A 17,894-nucleotide genomic window follows, 5' to 3' on the forward strand; every position below is an offset into this window, starting at 1 on the left:
GGTCGATCCAGATACAGAACTCAATGCAAAAGGAATCGTGACACATGGAACGTGCCAATCGAAAAGTAAAAATTGTTGAATTAGCGCACTCTCATCCTGCCCTCGAAGAGGCAGAGATGAGCATTGGGGGCCGTCACCTCCTCGCCCTGGACGCGCTTACGCCCGACGGGGTCAGGGCACTGCTGGAGACAACGCCGATACCTGTCACACGCATGTCCGATCACACGATTGTGACGCTCGGCGAGCGTCGACTCCTGCAGGCGGCACAGATGTATTTCGAGCCACAGGATCGAATCACGGTCGTCGAATACAGGGGCAGCAACAGCGAAGACGTTTGGGCGGCCATCTGGGCCCGGCAGCTGCATACCCTTTACTCCGCACCTGCCCCCGACGGCTACATCCGACAGATGGATGCCATCCGAGGCGCCATGCCAACGGCAGCAATCGAAAAGTGGTGTCCATCAATCAGGAGCGCTCGCCAGTTTGCCGAGGTGACGGGGATAAGCCGCAATACCTTGCGCCGACCGCGGAACCGCAGCGGCACGGGGACATCGTCTACCGATTCACCGCTGAATCGTATACGCAAGGGGGTGCACGGTGGTGAATGACGCAGACAGCGCGAACGTCTTGTCCGTCCACCCGGATGGTCGCTTCGATGATCGCCTCATCGACCGGTTTCCCTGCATCCTGCGTTACCCCAGAGCCTCATCTAACTTGCGTAGCCATGTCGTACGAGAGTGGATCGCCTGCGCGGAATGGCTGACTGCATGCAAGTGTGACGCAGACCAGGCCGAGATGATCGCGATGCTCCGGGCCGCGGGCGAGCAGATCGGGGCGAAAATGCCATGGCGTTCCTCCATGCTCCCAATAACCGCGAAAGATGCCCGACGCGCCATCTACGGCGAGACCGACCAGGTACCAGTGTACGGAATGCTGCTGCATCTAGCGGCCGCAACTCCGGATCTCCGCGAGACCCTCCGCCCTCTCGCGTCGCAGCTGATGCTCGCCTACGCCACCCTCATCTACCACGATGAGGGGGATCGGATAGACCTATGCAAGTCGACGAAACAGGGCTCCCGGCACCCCATACCCAGCGCGGTTTCGGCCGCCCGACTTGTGCGACAGATGGCCGATGGAAAACACAAGGAGCTCCTGGCCCGCCTACCACGCAAGAAGATCATCTTCGCTGATGTATACACCGGCCTCGAAGAACACATCCCGGATGCCGTAAACCACCTCTTAAGCGCTTTACGAGACGTCGAAGTGACCATCCGGGATGCGCGGAATATGCGCCGACGGCGAAACAAGAGCAGTGCGCAACGTCCACCGCCGAACAAGGGGGCGCGCCCATCGGCGCCTGAGCCTGGCGAAAGTGGCCAAGGGAACCGCGACGACCGTCGCCGACGCTCGGAACTTGTCGGGGGCACTAGGCTGCTTTCGATTTCGCCCCTGACAGACGATGAGGCTCAGGACTACAAGTGCGCTGGGCTGGCAGCGGACGAAGTCCGGGCGAAACGCGCGACCGTCCAGTCCGATAGCCTTCGAGGCGAGCCTCGCGGCGGCAGTCTGTCGATGCGTACCCGCTGCCAGCAGGGCATGGTCAAAGACCGGGCGCGGGCGAATCAGGGCCTGCCCATCCACCGGGGGATACCGCGCGACGACGAGATCCGATCTCTCGTGGCAGCGCTGGAACGCTGGTCTCAGGCTTTCGCGAACACGAGCAAAACCGTCGAAGCCGAAGCGGTCGGCCTGCTAGGACTGATGCTCGCCACGGGCGGGACCATGGAGGATCTCCACCGACTGCCCGTCGTAAAGGATGAATCGGCGATTCCCAATGACCAGTGCCGCGCCATACTGAACCAGGACGGCGTCCACCTCTGGGTGCGGGTCCCTGCGCCCGAAATGGATCCCGCCCTGTACAGCGCGATATCAGAACTCCTGCAGCCGATCGCAACGGGACTCCTGCTTACCCTCCCGGGTCCGATCCTGACCCTGCTCCAGCGTGCCCGAAGTGCCGCCGGGACCCTGCATACGTCGAGCATGTTCGTCTCGGACCTCAACGAACTGAAGCAGGCGGCCACAGCACAGCTGAAAAAGATCAATGACCAGCACTACAGCCAACTGCGACTCGCGCGAATCCCGGCCGTCCTGCCTCAGGTCATCGCGGATCAATGCGGCATCTGGTCCTACGCCTGGATCCTGTCGGGCAACGGGGACCCGCATGCGCATACTCCGCTCGTATATCAGACGACCTCGAAATCCCGCCTGGTCTCTGCCTATCGTGATGCGATCGATCACATCTTCGGCACGTCCGGCGACGACGAAGCGGACTCTGCTTCCGCCACATTAGACGAATGCTATTACGGGAGCGCGCTGCGGCCCTTGCCTGGGGTATGGGAAGGCATCGCCCGCGAACTCCGTGAGGGGATCCCCGAGGTCCCATCCGCGCGTGCCGGAACCGAAGAACATGTCACGCACCACAATGCATACACTCTCTACACGTCGATGCTGGCCCTGATCGGTACGGGGCTTCGCGCCATACGCGATCCGATTGAGAGCGTGCTCGACATCGACTGGGATAACGGCTTGCTGTTCGCCGTCGACAAGGAAGCCCGAGCAAACGGCAACGAGCGGCTCATCCCCCTGGCTCCGACCGTCCTCGAACAACTCAAGGCCTATCGCCGCCACCTGCTGGCACTCGCGTCCCGGTGGGACCATCGCCAGCCCGAACCGGCTGCCGAGCTGCGGGCCGCCGCATTCGGCAACGACGAGTCGATCCCTTTCCTGGTTTTCCTGTCGAAGGATATGTCCGTCGAACCCGTTCGGCCCGGAACACTCTCGCCTCGTCTGAGCAACCTGTTCCCCGCCCCCGTAAACTTTGGCCGCCATCATATCCGCACGCATCTGACCGAGACGGGCTGCCCGGGCGAATGGATCGACGCCCTGCTCGGCCACGAACCGATCGGCATGGAAGGCTACGGCCCCTATTCGGCACTGAGCATTCACGATATGCGCGGAGCCGCCGCCGATTGGATCGAGCCGATGCTGCAGCGACATGGCTGGATCCCGGTGGAAGGAGTGCCCGCATGACACTTCATTCCGTCTGGATCCGACCGGCACCCCGCGCCCCTGAAGAATCCATTGGGCGCGAGGCCCGTGCGCGTCAGCGCGCACTGGAAGCCAACGCGTCCCTCGGCCGGCTACAGCGCATTGTGCTTCGCGAATCGCCGGAGCTTGCCAAGGGGGAACCGCCCTCCGACGGGCAAAGGACCGTCGATCATATCGCCCAGTGCATCCAGGAAGAGGCCGAATCGGCGGTCGACTGGCGCAACCAGAACAATTTTCTCTCGGTCGGCGTCAATCTCGGGAACCGCCAGGGCCTCTGGACACTCACCGCACCCAACCTCTTTACCGACCAGCATCGGTACAGCCTGCTACGCGATGAAGATAACTTCCGCCGCGGCACCCAATTTGTGGCCATTCGCAAAGAGCTCACAGCCGCGCTCGACAACCTCCACCGCCACGAACAGCGCTGGCAGGAAAAAGGCACCTCCACCCTCGCCACCCGACGCGGGGAACTGGTGCTGGCCAGCGCATTGCACTTCGCCGGCTTCTGTGACGCACGATACCTCGCATTCCTGCCGCAGGCCCTGCAATCGGGCCCGATCCAACAATGTGGAGAGCAGTTGTGGCTCGACATCAAAATCCCCGAGTCGAGCGCGCGGCGACTGAATCTTGTAGGCGAGAACGAAGCCCTCCACCGATGGTGTATCGACGACCTGACGGCCGCACTGTTGGCGAGCTTTCTGCGTCACCACACGGCCGACCAGTTTCCCGTACCGTCCGGAGAGAACGCGGAAAAACGGGCGAAGGAAATCATCAGCACGATCCGCGGACTGATGACCGATCTGGGAATATCGACCCCGTCAGGCATGACGCCCGGCCGGTGGTGCCAGGGTGCTTGGGCCGCGCTCGAGCGAGAACCCGGCGCCTCCATCCCCGCGTATCTCGCAGAATATGCGCTGGGGCGCATACCCAGCTGTTCCCTGCCCCCAGACCGCTGGGTCGCGCTCCTGAATCAGCGGGTTTCGCGCAATACAAAGCTGAGCACTCAGCCGCCCAAGGCAGTCCCCGATGCGGTTTCGTTGCCCTATCCCATCAGGCCAGGCGGCACGCCAGACAAGGACACCAGTCGCGTCGCCCGGCGTCTGTTGCAGGCTTTCGATGACAAGCACTCAAAGAAACTTTCACGGACCGACTGCGTGCGCCGACTTGAAGAGCTGATGAGCACCCAGGCTCTCGGCCATCATGTCGTCGCGGATCTACTGGCCCACTGGGCCATCGTGCTCCTGTCGCATGGATCCTCCTGGCACCGAAAACCACTGGCACCCAGCACTGTCTACGGCCGCTATCTGGCGCCAATCGTACGGCCGCTGATCAGCCTGCTGGATAGCGCGGAAATCGACGATATTCGGGAAATGGACACCGACGACTTCGAGGAGCTGTATTCGGACGTGCTGCACCAGACCCGCCGGAAGGAAAAGAATCTCCCGGCCACCGCACTGGACGAGTTCCACGCATATCTCTTCAGGCAGCACGGGGTGGAGCCACTCGAGACCACCCTGGCCGAAACCAGCCGCGGAACCCCCCGCGTCCGTGCCCTCATTATCACGGAGGCGGAATACCAGGCCACGCGAAGGGCCATCCAGGCGCAGTACAAGGCCCACCCCACCCGAAAAGAAACGCTCGAGATGGCTTTGTTCCTGGGCTTTCGCGCCGGGCTTCGTCCGGCCGAGTGCATGAAGCTGCGTCTCAGTGAAATCCTGGTGGGAGTATCCGACACCGTCATAACCGTCAGGACGAACCGCTACGGCACGAACAAGAGTCGACCGTCACTGCGTCGGGTCGACTTGGCCGCACTGTGCCCGGACGATGAATTCCACTGGTTTTCCGGCCGTGTGGCACAACTGCAAGCTTTGTTCGGAACAGCCCCCAGAGCCCTGCTTATGAGCGAGAGCGCGGATAGAGATCTGCGCATCGACGGCAATCTACTGCAGACACAGTTGCAGCCGATCCTTCGGCAGGTCACGAACAACCCCGACGTGGTCATGTACTCGCTACGCCACGCCGCCCTGAGCCGTTGGCACCTGCGCGCGGAGATACCCGAGCGCGATCACGAAATCCACGACCCGAAAGCCCAACGCCCCGTCGACACGACCTTCGTTTCCCGGCTCACCGGAGGGCGGCCGGACTCCATGAAGAGGCTGCACGCGATCGGCGCCATCGCCGGGCACGTCTCACCGGAAATGACCCTCACCACCTATCTGCATGGCATGGACCTGGTGCTGTACGAGAAGGTCCGCCAGACGCTGCCTCGACTGGAGGCCACCGTCTACGCGCAACTGCTCGGGCAGTCGTATGAATCCACGAAACGCTTCCTGAAGGATCAGCGCCAACCCGATCCGGCTTCCGCCGCCAGCCTGCACCCAAGGATCGTCAAGGCCCTCCCAACGAAGAAACACGCCCCGCCTGTCGTTCAACCAGCGGCGGCCCCCATTACCGTCAATGTCCCCAACCATGCGCCCGCCCCGATGGCCGCGAACGACCTTATCCGCATCCTGAAGGACCACGATAACGGCTACCCCCTGCCCCTTATTGCAAAGCGCTCGGGATTCGACGATCGCCGCTGCCAGGCCGTCATTGCTGCCGCCCAGGAAATCGCTTCAATCCGGTCGCAGAAAGGCCAGCCCCGCTTCGTCACCAAAGTCCGGAAGGGAGGATTCCGCGGACCCGGGGTGCCGCTCACCCCGGCCCCTTTGGAAAGCGAAGCAGACTCGCGACTTGCAGACCGCATGATCGAACGCATGAGAGGCCTGCTTTCGAAGTCCGGTCCACTGGGCGACATCGGCCCCACTATTGAGCACTTCCTCACCCACGTCGAAGCGAAGAACTCCGGAGTTCGGTTTTACACACCCCAAATAGCCAACCCGTTTGTGGAGCTTCTCCGCCACTTGGCCGACGACCCCAGGATGATTGTCGGTACACACGTGTATGCCGAGAAGAGCCGGATTGACGAGGAGACGCAGTTGAAACGATGGAGGGATCGACTCGGCATTTCCGTTCAAAGCAACCCTCATACCACGCTCAAGAGCAAAAACCGCCGGTACGGAAAGCTGACCGTTACCCTGCTCCTACCAACATCGAATGGCCGCCGCATGTCGGCGCATGCATACAAGTACGTTCTGCATCTCGCAGCAATCGCACTGATGAGTGCGAATCGGATCCAGCCTCCCCCAGTGAAGGACTGACAGTCCGGTCGGATGGGCGCGGAGTAGCGGGGGATACGACACAGAAGGAAACACTCCCACGGTGGCTCACAATGTGAGCCACCCCTGTTGCTACCATCACCTGCAAACGCACCGATCGTGGAAAGGAATCCTGCATGCAAGTGAATGAGGGCAAAATCACACTCAGTGCCACGGATCTCGTCGCGCATGCCGCGTGTGATCACCTGACCGTGCTCGACTGGCAGCAGCAGACCGGCCAGCGAGCCAAGCCGGACTATTACGATCCCCTGGCCGAAATCCTTCGCGAACGCGGCTTCCGACACGAAAGCGCGTTCATCCAGGCGATGACCGACCACGGTTTGTCAGTTGTTCCCATTGATGGGGTCGGCATCACGGACGAGGTGGTACAGACAACACGCGAGGCGATGGAGGCCGGTGCCGAAGTAATCGTCCAGGCCGCATTGCGCGATGGTGTCTGGAGCGGACGGGCCGACGTCCTGCTTCGAGTCGACATTCCAAGCGCCCTCGGGGACTACAGCTACCGGATCGTGGACACGAAACTCTCGCGGGAAACCAAGGGGGCCACGATCCTTCAACTCTGCCTCTACGCCGACCTCCTCGCCTCCATGCAGGGCACCGAACCCGATCAGGTTGGAGTGGTCGTACCCTGGAGTGGGTATGAGCCGCAGTGGTTTCGTGTTGCCGACTACAGTGCGTACTACCGACGCGTGAAACGTGCGGCCGAGCAGGCGGCGGACACAGCGGATGAAGCCTGCACCTACCCGGATCCCAAACCCTACTGCGACATGTGCCGCTGGCAGCGCGAATGCGACGACCGCCGGCGCGCGGACGACCATCTGTCGCTGGTCGCCGGGATCACGAAGGGGCAAATCAACGAATGGCGCAAGCAGGGCATCGACACGGTCGAAGCGCTCGCACAGGTCCCTGTGCCGCTCGGATTCCGTCCCGAGCGCGGTTCCGTGCAGGCCCTTGAGAAAACACGCCATCAGGCGGCTATCCAGCTCAAGTCACGCCAAAGCGGTTTACCCGAATACGAGTTGCTTCAGCCCGAGCCAGGCTTCGGCATGACAGCCCTTCCGAAGCCCTCGAAGGGCGACATCTTCTTCGACATCGAGAGCGACGCCTTCGTCGGCGAGCACGGACTGGAGTATCTGTTCGGCTACGCCTACCAGGACGAACAAGGTGCGTGGCACTACCAATCCCACTGGGCCCTTGACCGCGAGGAAGAGAAGGCCGCCTTCGAGGTCTTCATCGACTTCGTGGACGAGCGGAAGAAGGCCTACCCGGACCTGCATGTCTACCACTTCGCGCCCTACGAACCCGCGGCTCTCAAGCGTCTGATGGGCCGTTACGCGACGCGGGTGCTGGAACTCGACAACCTGCTCAGGGATGAGGTGTTCGTCGACCTGCTCAGCGTCACCCGGCATGCCCTGCGCGCAGGCGTCGAGAGTTACTCGATCAAGAGGCTCGAACCGTTCTTCGATTTCGAGCGCCAGGTGGCGATGCCCGAAGCCAACTCTGCCCTGACGCGCCTGTCATTCGCGCTGGAGCTGGACGACCTGGGCGCGATTGATGACGACACCCGGAAGACCGTCCAGCAGTACAACGCGGACGACTGCTTCGCCACCGCTGGCCTGCGGGACTGGTTGGAGAGGCTTCGGCAGGACCTGATCCATTCGGGTAAGGACGTGCCGCGGCCGGAGCCGCCTGAGCCCCGCGAACGCGAGGACCAGAGCGAGGCCGAGCGGCACATTCAGGAGTTGATCGCCCAGCTTACGCACGACGTCCCGGCCGATCCGACCGAACGGACGCCGGAGCAACAGGCCCGCTGGATCCTCGCGCACTCGCTCGAATGGCATCGCCGGGAGGACAAGGCCAATTGGTGGGAGTATTTCCGACTTTGCGATCTGTCGGCGGACGAACTGATCCATGAGAAATCCGCGATCGGGGACATGACGTTCATGGAAACGGTCGGGCGTTCGAAGACCGGCATCCCGCTCGATCAGTATGCGTTTGAGTCGCAGGATACCGATCTGCGCGCTGGCGATACTCTGAAAACGCTCGGCGGCGCGAAGATCGGTAAAGCGGCTGAAGTGGACACTTCCCACCAGACCATCACCATCCAGAAGATGAGAGATACGGCGGGCGAACATCCGACATGCGTGTTCAAGTTCGATCGCGTGGACACCAAGGTTCTTTCGGATTCCGTTCTCGCCCTCGGCGAATATGTTGCGGCCCATGGCATTGAAGGCCCCGGGCCGTATCAGAGCGCCCGCGCGTTGCTCCTTCGCGAGCCGCTGGACAACGGTGGCCAAGAGCTCCGACACCCGAATGAAACGCCCCTCGACGCCGCGCTACGGATCGCACCCGCAATGGATGGCGGCGTGCTGCCCATCCAGGGGCCGCCGGGGACGGGCAAGAGCTACACCGGTGCCCGGATGATCTGTGAGCTCGTGCGTCACGGCCGAAAGGTCGGGGTCACAGCCAACAGTCACAAGGTGATTCGCAATCTCCTCGACAGCGTCGCCGAGGCGGCGGAAGAAATGGGCGTCGAACTGCAGATGGGCCAGAAGCCGGACAAGGGAGACAAGGACGAACCGCATCACATCCGTTACTTCGACAAAGCCGAGAAACTCCTGGATGCATTGAGCTCGGGAGACGTCCAGGTCGCCGGTGGGACGCAGTTTTTCTGGGCGAACCCCGCTGCCCGAGACGCGGTGGATACGCTCGTGATCGACGAGGCCGGACAGCTTTCCCTGGCCAACGCACTCGCCGTTGGTTATGCCGCCCCCAATATGGTCATGCTCGGGGACCCCCAACAGCTTGAGCAGCCCAGCCAGGGCTCGCATCCCGATGGTGTCGGCGTGTCCGCCCTTGAACACCTTCTCGGTGAAGAAGCGACCATCCCTTCCCATCGAGGCCTGTTCCTGGACAAAACCTGGCGCCTACACCCGGACATCTGTGCGTTCAACTCTGAGCTTTTCTACGACGGCAAACTGAACGCCGTCGATAGCTGCCCCCAACAGGCCATCCATTCGGACGCGACCATCAAGGGCAGCGGCCTTCGGTATCTGCCTATCGAACATTCCGGCAATACTAGCGCGGCAACCGAGGAGGCCGAGGCCATCGCCCAACTCGTCGATCAGCTCATGTGCTCACATACTTCGTGGACCGACCGCAAGGGCTCGCAGGCGGAGCTCACCCTGGATGACATCCTGATCATCGCGCCCTACAACGCCCAGGTCTTCGAGATCCAGAAACGACTTCCTGAGGGCGCACGCGTCGGGACCGTGGACAAGTTCCAGGGGCAGGAAGCACCGGTGGTGATCTACTCCCTCACGACATCCAGCCACCTGGACGCCCCACGCGGCATGGACTTCCTCTACAGCGCCAACCGGCTTAACGTTGCGGTGTCGCGAGCCAAGGCCCTGGCCATTCTCGTAGGCGCCCCTGCGATCTTCGAGGCCGAATGCCGAACCCCGCAGCAGATGCAGCTGGCCAATGCTTTCTGCCGATACCAGGAAGCAAGCAGGCAGGTCCTCGTGCCTAGGAATCGCCCTGAAGCTGTGTCGGAAGGACTTGAACGATAGTTTCTGAGGGCTCCAAAGAGCTACAAGCCAACCACCATCGTTCGTTTTTATTTTCTTTCAATCACTTACTCAGCTTGACCAGCATTCGAGCCCATCAACCCTCATTGCTGGATACACGTCGTGATCCTTGTCCAGGGGACCGCGAACATATACTGTCTGAGGTTATGGCAGACCTCCCCTCTCAGCCAATTTACGTGGACCATAACGCGACGACCCCCCCTCTACCGGAGGTAGTCCGCGCGATGTCCGAAGCGCTCACGGTTGCCTACGGCAATCCGTCGAGCGGCCACCGACAGGGTGAGCCGGCCCGAAGACTGCTGCGGAACGCGCGCGAAACGCTACAACGTTGCCTCGAAACCCCCGAAGAACACTTTGTTTTCACGGGCAGCGGAACAGAGGCGAACAACCTCGCATTGCACTCCCTCGCACGCCACAGCGACTGCATCATCACGAGCGCAATCGAGCATTCATCGATCCTCAGAAGCGCAGAACGGCTACAGGCCCAAGGGAAAAAAGTGGCACACATTGGGGTCAGCGCTGACGGGGTCGTGGATTTGGACGCCCTGCGTCAGACGCTGATGACCAACCCAAGGGCAGCAATCTCTGTCCAGTGGATAAACAATGAAACGGGCGTGTTGCAACCGATCGGGGAAATAGCCGCTCTAGCACGCACACATGGCGCACTCGTCCATATCGATGCAGCTCAGGCCATAGGCAAAACCAATGCCTCGCTAAAGGCATTGGACCCTGACTTTATCAGCCTAACTGCCCACAAATTTAATGGCCCCACCGGAGTCGGCGCGCTTTACGCGCGGCGCCCAGAACTTATCCACCCACTGTGCGTAGGCGGTAATCAACAAGACGGGCGGCACGCTGGAACCGAAAACATCGCCGGCATCGCCGGCATGCAGTGCGCACTCGAACGTCGCTACGCACACTTATCCGAAGCCATTACCCACATGGGTACCCTGCGAGACACCTTCGAAAGCATCATGATTGAGAAATGCCCTTGGGTACATGTCAACGGCAGCCAAGAGCGCCGCGTCTGCAACACTTCCAACTTGCGTTTCCAGGATATCGATGGCCAAGCCTTAATCGGCCGACTTGACGCCCTCGGCATTTACTGCTCCCAGAGCTCAGCTTGCACCGCGGGCCGGCCCGAGCCGTCCTATGTGCTGTGCGCCATGGGCCTTAGCGAGGCGCAGGCCTACGCTAGCGTTCGCTTCTCTTTCGGGATCACCAGCACTCAGCAAGAAATAGAACTCGCCGCAAAAACCGTAGCAAATGAGGCAGAGCGCCTGAAGAGGATTTTCGCATGAGATTTGGCGGACATGAGACCTTCCCGGTGCGCGAAGGGTGGCTGCACAAGGGGCTCAAACTGGTCGAAGCCGACCATGAGGCATTCAAGGACCCCTTCGTGGCCGACACCCTCGGCGTAGGCCGGAACATGGCAAAGTCCATCCGACACTGGCTCATCGCGACTGGACTCGCTGAGACGCGGGCCGGCGCAGCGGGCGGCAAAAACAAGCTACTGGTGCCGACCGCGTTTGGCCAAGTAGTCTTAGAGAATGACCCATACTTCTTGCAGACAGGCACCTGGCTTGCCTTGCACATCAATCTCGTAAACAACCCAGACGAGGCACAAAGCTGGCAGTGGTTCTTCTCCCGCTACAGCCCGCAACGCTTCGATCGGATCGCCTGTTCCGAAGCCCTGAAACGCTTCCTTGAATCCTCAGCGCAACGCGCACCAGTCCTGCGGACCTTGCAACGGGACATTGCCTGTTTGCTATCGACGTATGCCGTCCCCGTGCCGAACGAACACGCTGACCCAGAAGACGCGGCGGACTCGCCCTTTCGACGTTTAGGACTACTCACCTACTTTCGCGATTCGCATACGTACCGGCGCAACGAGACCGACATAACCGCTATTCCGGCCGAGATGCTCGGATATGCACTGTCCGTCAGCGGCGCGCTCCACGAAGGCGATATCCCTCTCCGGGAAGCATGTTTTGTCGAGGGTGGCCTTGGGCGCTGCCTACAGCTCAGCCTCGATGCGTTCATCAATGTTGTTGAGAAGGCCGAGACAGACTTACCGAGAGATGCCGTCCTCATCCTCGGATCAGCCGGCGAGCGCAAGGTGCACATCGACAATCGCTGCCCCAACGAGTGGCTAGAAGAGTTTTATCAACGTACCTACGCTCCGGGAGCGGCAGCCTAGTCATGCAACAAGACACTCCCTTCCTACGCTCCATCAACATCGTTTTTGATGCCACTGAGCCCGAGCGAATCGGCCATTACGAGCCCACGTCAAAGGCGATCGCCTTTCTGCGGGGTGTCAGCGGCATTACCAGAGAGCGCGCATTTTTCGTCATTGCCCCCTACGGCACAGGCAAATCCGTTAGTGCCTCTTACCTTCTCCAACTAGTGGAGAATCGCAAAGACGCTAAAGCCACTCTCGAAAACATCGGTGAACGTCTGCGTCGAGTTGAGCCAGAGTTCGGAGAGTTCGCACAAGAGCGACTCGCGCAAAGCGAAGTTCATGGCATAGCGGTCGCGCTCGAAGGCTCCATCCGCGACATCGGCCATGCGGTGCAGAATGCCGCGATTGCATCCCTCAACCGGATAGGAATGCAGGGCCGTGCATCGCAACTCGAACGCATGGAAGCGAAGGGCATTAGTGGCGCGCTGGCAGTCCTCGATTACCTCAAGGACAACTGTACGCCCTCCAAGTCCGAACCACGCCAGATTGACCGCGTCGTGCTCATCTGGGATGAATTCGGTCGCCACGTCGAGCAACTCGTCCGGAGCAATCAGCCTCAGCGACTGGCCGAGATCCAGACCTTGGCAGAGTATGCTACTCGCACTCAGAAGTTACCGATAACCCTCGGGCTACTGATGCATCAAGGCCTGCTGCAGTATGCATCCGGCCTCAGCCAGTCCATGCTTGCCGAGTGGCGAAAAGTCGAAGGCCGTTTCGACCCGATCCAGTACGTCGACGACAGCAAAGAGCTATACCGACTAATTAGCAAAATAGTTGCCGCACACAAGCAGGAAACACGCTCAGCCGACACTCTTGACGCAAGGATCGCAGAGTCCGCCATCAAAGTCGGGTTGTTCACGGAACTCGAGGGCGAACTCTCCGAATTACTTGAGCACGCTTCGCCATTGCATCCGGCCGCCTTGTACATCCTGCCGCGGCTCGCTGCCCGCGCCGCGCAGCACGAACGCACCCTCTTTGGCTTCGTTATGTCGGCAGACCTACGCGAGACCATTACGCCTGAACATCTCTATGACTACTTCGCGCCGGCCATGCAAGCCGATACCGGCGCGGGCGGAACTTACCGAAAATGGCTTGAGACGGAGAGCGCAATATCCAAAGTTGACGACACCCTCGAGGCACGAGCCCTGAAGACCGCGAGCATTCTCGAACTCGGCCTTTCTGGAGAACGCAGCCGCGTTAGTCGCTCACTTCTTGAGTTTTCACTTGGCGGCAACGCAGATGCCACCCGCGCAATCAACCACCTGCTCGAACGTAAGCTTTTATTGCATCGTCGTCGCACCGACCAAATCTCCCTCTGGCACGGGACTGACGTCGACCTACGCGCGAGGCTTGAAAATGAACTAGCCCGCCTTGAGGGCGACTTTGACACTCTAGCTCTTCTCAACAAAGAGTTCCGGCCGTCGGTCTGGCGTCCGGTCCGCTACAACGATACATACAAGATCCGACGTTACTTTGAATGCGAATTTGTGACCGTTAATGATATATCGGCCAAGCGACGGAGCAACGAGCAGCAACACGGCCACGCCGACGGTCGCATCTTATACGTCGTACCGCAGACTGAAAGTGACTGCACCGCCGCACGCGGTTCCGCCAAGCAACACCCCGACCCCCTAACGGTGATCGTGGCACCCGGGGAGATGCTCGACATTCGCTCCGCTGCTGCCGAGCTAATTTGCCTCACACGAATGCAGCAGGATGAAACGCTGCTCGCCGAAGATCCGCTGATCCAAAAAGAACTGCAGCAGATGCTGGATGAGACACAAGCCCATCTCCACAATCAGCTAGCACGACTAACACAACCTAGTTCCGAGACGGACTGGTTCAGCGGCGGGCGTAGACTCGAGGTCACCGACCGAGCCACCCTTCTGACCGCACTATCCATCATATGTGAGGAAGTGTTTCCAAGGACACCCGTCATCAACAATGAGATGATTGTGAGGCACAAGCCTTCTGCGCAGATCGTCAATGCACGGCGTAAGGTCGTTATGGGAATTCTGGAGCAGCATGGACACGCTCGCCTGGGAATCGAGGGCGAGTTCGCGGACGCTTCCGTATTCCGCACAGTGCTTCTCAACACAGGCCTGTACGCGCCGGCGAGAGAGGAGGAGTTATCTTACGATTATGTTCAACCGGAGAGCATAGCAGACCCGCGCCTCGCCGAAGTTTGGCTAAAGTTTAAAGCCTTACTCACGACTCCAGACGAATGCCCGAAAGATCTCACTGGATTTTTCACGGAACTAAAAACGCCGCCGTATGGGATTCGCGGTGGGGTTTTGCCCGTCTTGTTCGCTGCCGCACTGAAGGCCTTTCCCTCCGCGCGCGCAATCAGCGACCAACGGGGCGAATACCTCGATGACCTTCTTCCCAGTGACATCGAAAGCATCTGCCAGCAGCCCAGCGCCTACGTCCTTTCCGTTATGAAGCTAGATGCAGCGACCCGCGATTACCTGGTAAAACTAGGCTCGATTTTTGGGGTCAACGCTAGTCGCTCAAGCGACCCCCTTCGCGCCGTGTACGACGGCCTCGAGGCGTGGCGAGCTAGGCTCCCTCCCGGCGCGTTAGACACTTCGGAGGTGCCACCCGATGTCAGACAGCTGCAACAGACGCTCTCGCGAGATCTAAGCCCAGTTCAGCTCTTCTTCCGCCGACTTCCAGAACTCGCAGACGTCCCGGGCAGCGACATTGAGGGCATACTTAGATGGACGACATCGGCTACGCGGTCTTTGGCGGGCGTCGTCGACACCTATCGAAATGGCGTGCTGACGGCAGTGCATGAGAACCTCAGGCTACTAGCTCACACCGATTCCTCGGGCACAACGATGGCACGCTTCGACGGCTGGCGGCGCACCCTACCACCGCATGTCGAGGACCAAGTTTCCGGCATAGCCAAAGCCGTGCTCGCGCTACCCTTGAAACGCTTCCCCGACGACCACGCGTTCGCCGATGCGCTCGCCGCTATCGTTGCTGAACGAATACCGCAACGATGGACGGACAGCGATTTAGTGCGCTTCCGAAACCGCTTTGCCGACTTGGTGGCACAGATTGAGACTAGGGCACTCGCGCCTGATGCCCACCAAATATCGACAAAAGGCACACGAGCGGCAGTGGCAGACCTATACAGCCACAGAATTGAAACTCTAGTCACTAATCTGGCGACTGTCATTGGTGGGCGCGATGCAAATGCAAAACTTCGAAACCTTATCACCCGATTAGAGGAGGCGGAAAATGGCGACTCTCCATGACGCACTCGCTGAGGCAAACGCCCAAAACGTGAAACACATCGTCAGCCTCTCGGGAGGCAAAGACTCTACCGCCCTGGCCCTCTTCATGCGAGACAACTACCCTGAACTTCCTGTCGAATATGTGTTCTGCGATACCGGCGTGGAACTACCGGAAACCGACGAATATCTTGAGCGCCTAGAGGCCCGGCTAGGGACCCAGGTTACACGCCTTGATGCGTTCGAAAAACTCAAGGCTGAAAAAAAAGGAAAGAGAAACGCGTTTGACATGTGGCTCGAGGTCTATGGCGGCTATCTACCAAGTCCAAGATCCCGCTGGTGTACCCGCGTGCTCAAGATCGAACCTTTTGAGCGGTACGTCGGCGCCAATACGGCCTTCAGCTTTATTGGTATTCGCCACGACGAAAACCGGGCTGGCTATCAGCAACAATCGGCCAAACCACCCGCGTTATCTGACAAGCCGAACATCCTCCCAGTCTACCCTTTTAAAGAACATAAGATGGGGCTGACTGACATCCAAAAGCTCCTCGAAGAATCCGGTCTTGGATTGCCTAAATACTACGATTGGCGGTCACGCTCTGGCTGCTATTTCTGCTTTTACCAGCAAAAAGGGGAATGGCAAGCTCTCAAACGCCACCATCCAGACCTATTTGAGAAGGCGAAGGAATACGAGCGCCCCATCAACGGAAAAAAATTTACATGGGTTGAAGGCCGAACGCTGGCCGAGCTCGAAAGAGACCCGCGGGAGTATGAAGTAAAGCCGCCTGACGACGTAGATGGGTGCGCAATATGCCACCTCTAACATCTTGCCGCGCGCCCTGCCTTTCGCGACATTAATTTAATTAGAACTCTTCTGTGTAGCCTTGGACGGGACCCAGTACAATCCGACCCACCCTGGCAACATTTTCTAACAACCCACACAAGCGACGCTTAGCCAGGGATAGCAAGAGCTGCCATCTAATTGGGACTGGCTGCTTTCGAGACCGCGCGATGTCGAACAAAATTCCCAACGGAATAGCGCACCAGCACGTTGTTGCCGCAATCCGTGATATCGACCATGGTGCTAGCCATCCCTTTGGCGAATCCACGGGATACGATGTTCTTTTCGAGTGTCCACTTCCCCGGATTAGGTCCACGCATAACTAGAGGTTTCTGGGTGGTGTAGCTGCCGGTATTCGACCGGCGTGAGATCCCCTAGCGAGTCGTGGGGGATGGTTTCGTTGTAGTCCTGCAGCCACTGCTCGGTGTGTTCCCGGACTTCGGTCAGCGTTCGGAAGACGTAGAGGTCCAGGACCCCTCGGCGGTAGCTGCCGTTGAACCGTTCGATGAACCCGTTCTGCATGGGCTTGCCCGGCTGGATGAAGCTCAGTTCCACGCCCCGCTGCTCGGCCCAGTCGGCGATCGCGGCCGAGACGAACTCGGGACCATTGTCGAGGCGGAGTTGCTGGGGATAGCCCCGCCAGGCCGCAATACGCTCCAGCACCCGGATCACACGGGGTGCGGGCAGATTCAGATCGATCTCCACCGCCAGCGCTTCCCGGTTGAAGTCATCTACGACTTGAAGGTGCGAAAGCGCCGTCCGTCCCACAGCGCATCCGACATAAAGTCCGCTGACCAGCACGCGTTCGGAGCTTCGGTCGATGCCAGAGGTCGTGGCTCCCGTGGTGGTAAGCGGCGCTTACCCTTGCGCCGCAGGTTCAGCTTCAGGGCGCAGTACACGCGCCAGACCCGCTTGTGGTTCCAGGGCAGGCCCCGACGCCGGATCAGCTTGAACAGCTTGCCAAAGCCCCGCTCCGGATAGCGTTCCACCAGCTCCTGCAGTAGTGCGATCACCGCATCGTCCCGGTCCGGTTGCTTGCGATACCGCACCACCGATCGCGCAACCCCGGCCGCCTGACAGGCCCGGCGCTGACTCAGCCCATGCTCCTGCGTCAACGCAGTGACCACGCAGCGCTTCTCGTCCGGGCTCAGAGCTTTTTTGTGATGACGTCCTTCAGGGCCGTGTTCTCCAGGGCCAGCTCGGCATACATCCGCTTGAGCCGGTTGTTCTCGTCCTCCAGCTCCTTCAGCCGTCGGACGTCGGCTGCCTCCATGCCGCCGTACTTCGACTTCCACTGGTAGTAGGTTGCTTCCGAGACCCCGATCTCCCGACAGACGTCCTTCACCTTCCGGCCGCCTTCGACCTGCTTCAGCGTCTGAACAATCTGGCTTTCCGTAAACCGACTCTTGCGCATCTCGGCCTCCTTGGGCTCTAGTGTGCCCGGAGACCTCCAGTTTTCAATGGACCGAATTTACGGGAAGGCGACAGACCTGCTTCAGCGTCTGAACAATCTGGCTTTCCGCAAACCGACTCTTGCGCATCTCGGCCTCCTTTGGCTCTAGTGTGCCCGGAGACCTCCAGTTTTCAATGGGCCCATCGACGGGAAGGCGGCAGCCGATTTCGGTCGTAGGATCAAGGATAGGGCAATGAAAGGCC

At 60.1% G+C, this 17,894-nt stretch carries 8 protein-coding genes and 1 pseudogene; 8 read left to right on the forward strand and 1 reads right to left on the reverse strand.

Translation table 11 applies throughout. The features are described 5' to 3' along the window. The first annotated feature begins 44 nt into the window (after window positions 1-44). From F462_RS04950 to F462_RS04985, 8 genes are all read left to right on the forward strand, one after another. Complete coding sequence (locus tag F462_RS04950) at window positions 45-608, forward strand: hypothetical protein (protein WP_038052074.1); 564 nt, start codon at window positions 45-47, stop codon at window positions 606-608. 322 nt (window positions 609-930) lie between these two features. Next, window positions 931-3,090 (forward strand): site-specific integrase, encoded by a 2,160-nt coding sequence (locus F462_RS04955; protein ID WP_244270846.1) that lies wholly within the window; start codon window positions 931-933, stop codon window positions 3,088-3,090. After that, window positions 3,087-6,308 (forward strand): hypothetical protein, encoded by a 3,222-nt coding sequence (locus tag F462_RS04960; protein ID WP_038052078.1) that lies wholly within the window; start codon window positions 3,087-3,089, stop codon window positions 6,306-6,308. The genes F462_RS04955 and F462_RS04960 overlap by 4 nt, the downstream gene beginning before the upstream one ends. A 134-nt stretch (window positions 6,309-6,442) precedes the next feature. Next, on the forward strand, window positions 6,443-9,898 hold the full coding sequence (locus tag F462_RS04965) for a TM0106 family RecB-like putative nuclease (protein ID WP_051918109.1): 3,456 nt from the start codon (window positions 6,443-6,445) through the stop codon (window positions 9,896-9,898). Between the two features lie 164 nt (window positions 9,899-10,062). Continuing rightward, a complete protein-coding gene (locus tag F462_RS04970) occupies window positions 10,063-11,217 on the forward strand; it encodes a cysteine desulfurase family protein (RefSeq protein WP_038052080.1) in 1,155 nt (384 codons plus the stop codon). Beyond that, window positions 11,214-12,116: a DUF4007 family protein gene (locus tag F462_RS04975; RefSeq protein ID WP_051918110.1), complete on the forward strand. Its 903-nt coding sequence runs from the start codon at window positions 11,214-11,216 to the stop codon at window positions 12,114-12,116. The genes F462_RS04970 and F462_RS04975 overlap by 4 nt, the downstream gene beginning before the upstream one ends. 2 nt (window positions 12,117-12,118) lie before the next feature. Beyond that, a complete protein-coding gene (locus tag F462_RS04980; RefSeq protein ID WP_038052082.1) occupies window positions 12,119-15,421 on the forward strand; it encodes a hypothetical protein in 3,303 nt (1,100 codons plus the stop codon). Continuing rightward, on the forward strand, window positions 15,405-16,220 hold the full coding sequence (locus F462_RS04985; RefSeq protein WP_038052084.1) for a phosphoadenosine phosphosulfate reductase domain-containing protein: 816 nt from the start codon (window positions 15,405-15,407) through the stop codon (window positions 16,218-16,220). Before F462_RS04980 ends, F462_RS04985 begins: the two co-directional genes overlap by 17 nt. 324 nt (window positions 16,221-16,544) lie before the next feature. On the opposite strand, the pseudogene F462_RS04990 reads toward F462_RS04985, so the two are convergent. After that, window positions 16,545-17,652, reverse strand: a pseudogene (locus tag F462_RS04990) (IS3 family transposase). Between the last annotated feature and the right edge of the window lie 242 nt (window positions 17,653-17,894).

The sequence above is a fragment of the Thioalkalivibrio sp. ALJ1 genome (genome assembly GCF_000745395.1).
In the GTDB taxonomy this organism is placed as follows: domain Bacteria; phylum Pseudomonadota; class Gammaproteobacteria; order Ectothiorhodospirales; family Ectothiorhodospiraceae; genus Thioalkalivibrio.

Coding starts and splice junctions, on each gene's coding strand:
- F462_RS04970 (WP_038052080.1), top strand. CDS start 10,063: ATGGCAGACCTCCCCTCTCAGCCAATTTACGTGGACCATAACGCGACG.
- F462_RS04950 (WP_038052074.1), top strand. CDS start 45: ATGGAACGTGCCAATCGAAAAGTAAAAATTGTTGAATTAGCGCACTCT.
- F462_RS04975 (WP_051918110.1), top strand. CDS start 11,214: ATGAGATTTGGCGGACATGAGACCTTCCCGGTGCGCGAAGGGTGGCTG.
- F462_RS04980 (WP_038052082.1), top strand. CDS start 12,119: ATGCAACAAGACACTCCCTTCCTACGCTCCATCAACATCGTTTTTGAT.
- F462_RS04955 (WP_244270846.1), top strand. CDS start 931: ATGCTGCTGCATCTAGCGGCCGCAACTCCGGATCTCCGCGAGACCCTC.
- F462_RS04965 (WP_051918109.1), top strand. CDS start 6,443: ATGCAAGTGAATGAGGGCAAAATCACACTCAGTGCCACGGATCTCGTC.
- F462_RS04960 (WP_038052078.1), top strand. CDS start 3,087: ATGACACTTCATTCCGTCTGGATCCGACCGGCACCCCGCGCCCCTGAA.
- F462_RS04985 (WP_038052084.1), top strand. CDS start 15,405: ATGGCGACTCTCCATGACGCACTCGCTGAGGCAAACGCCCAAAACGTG.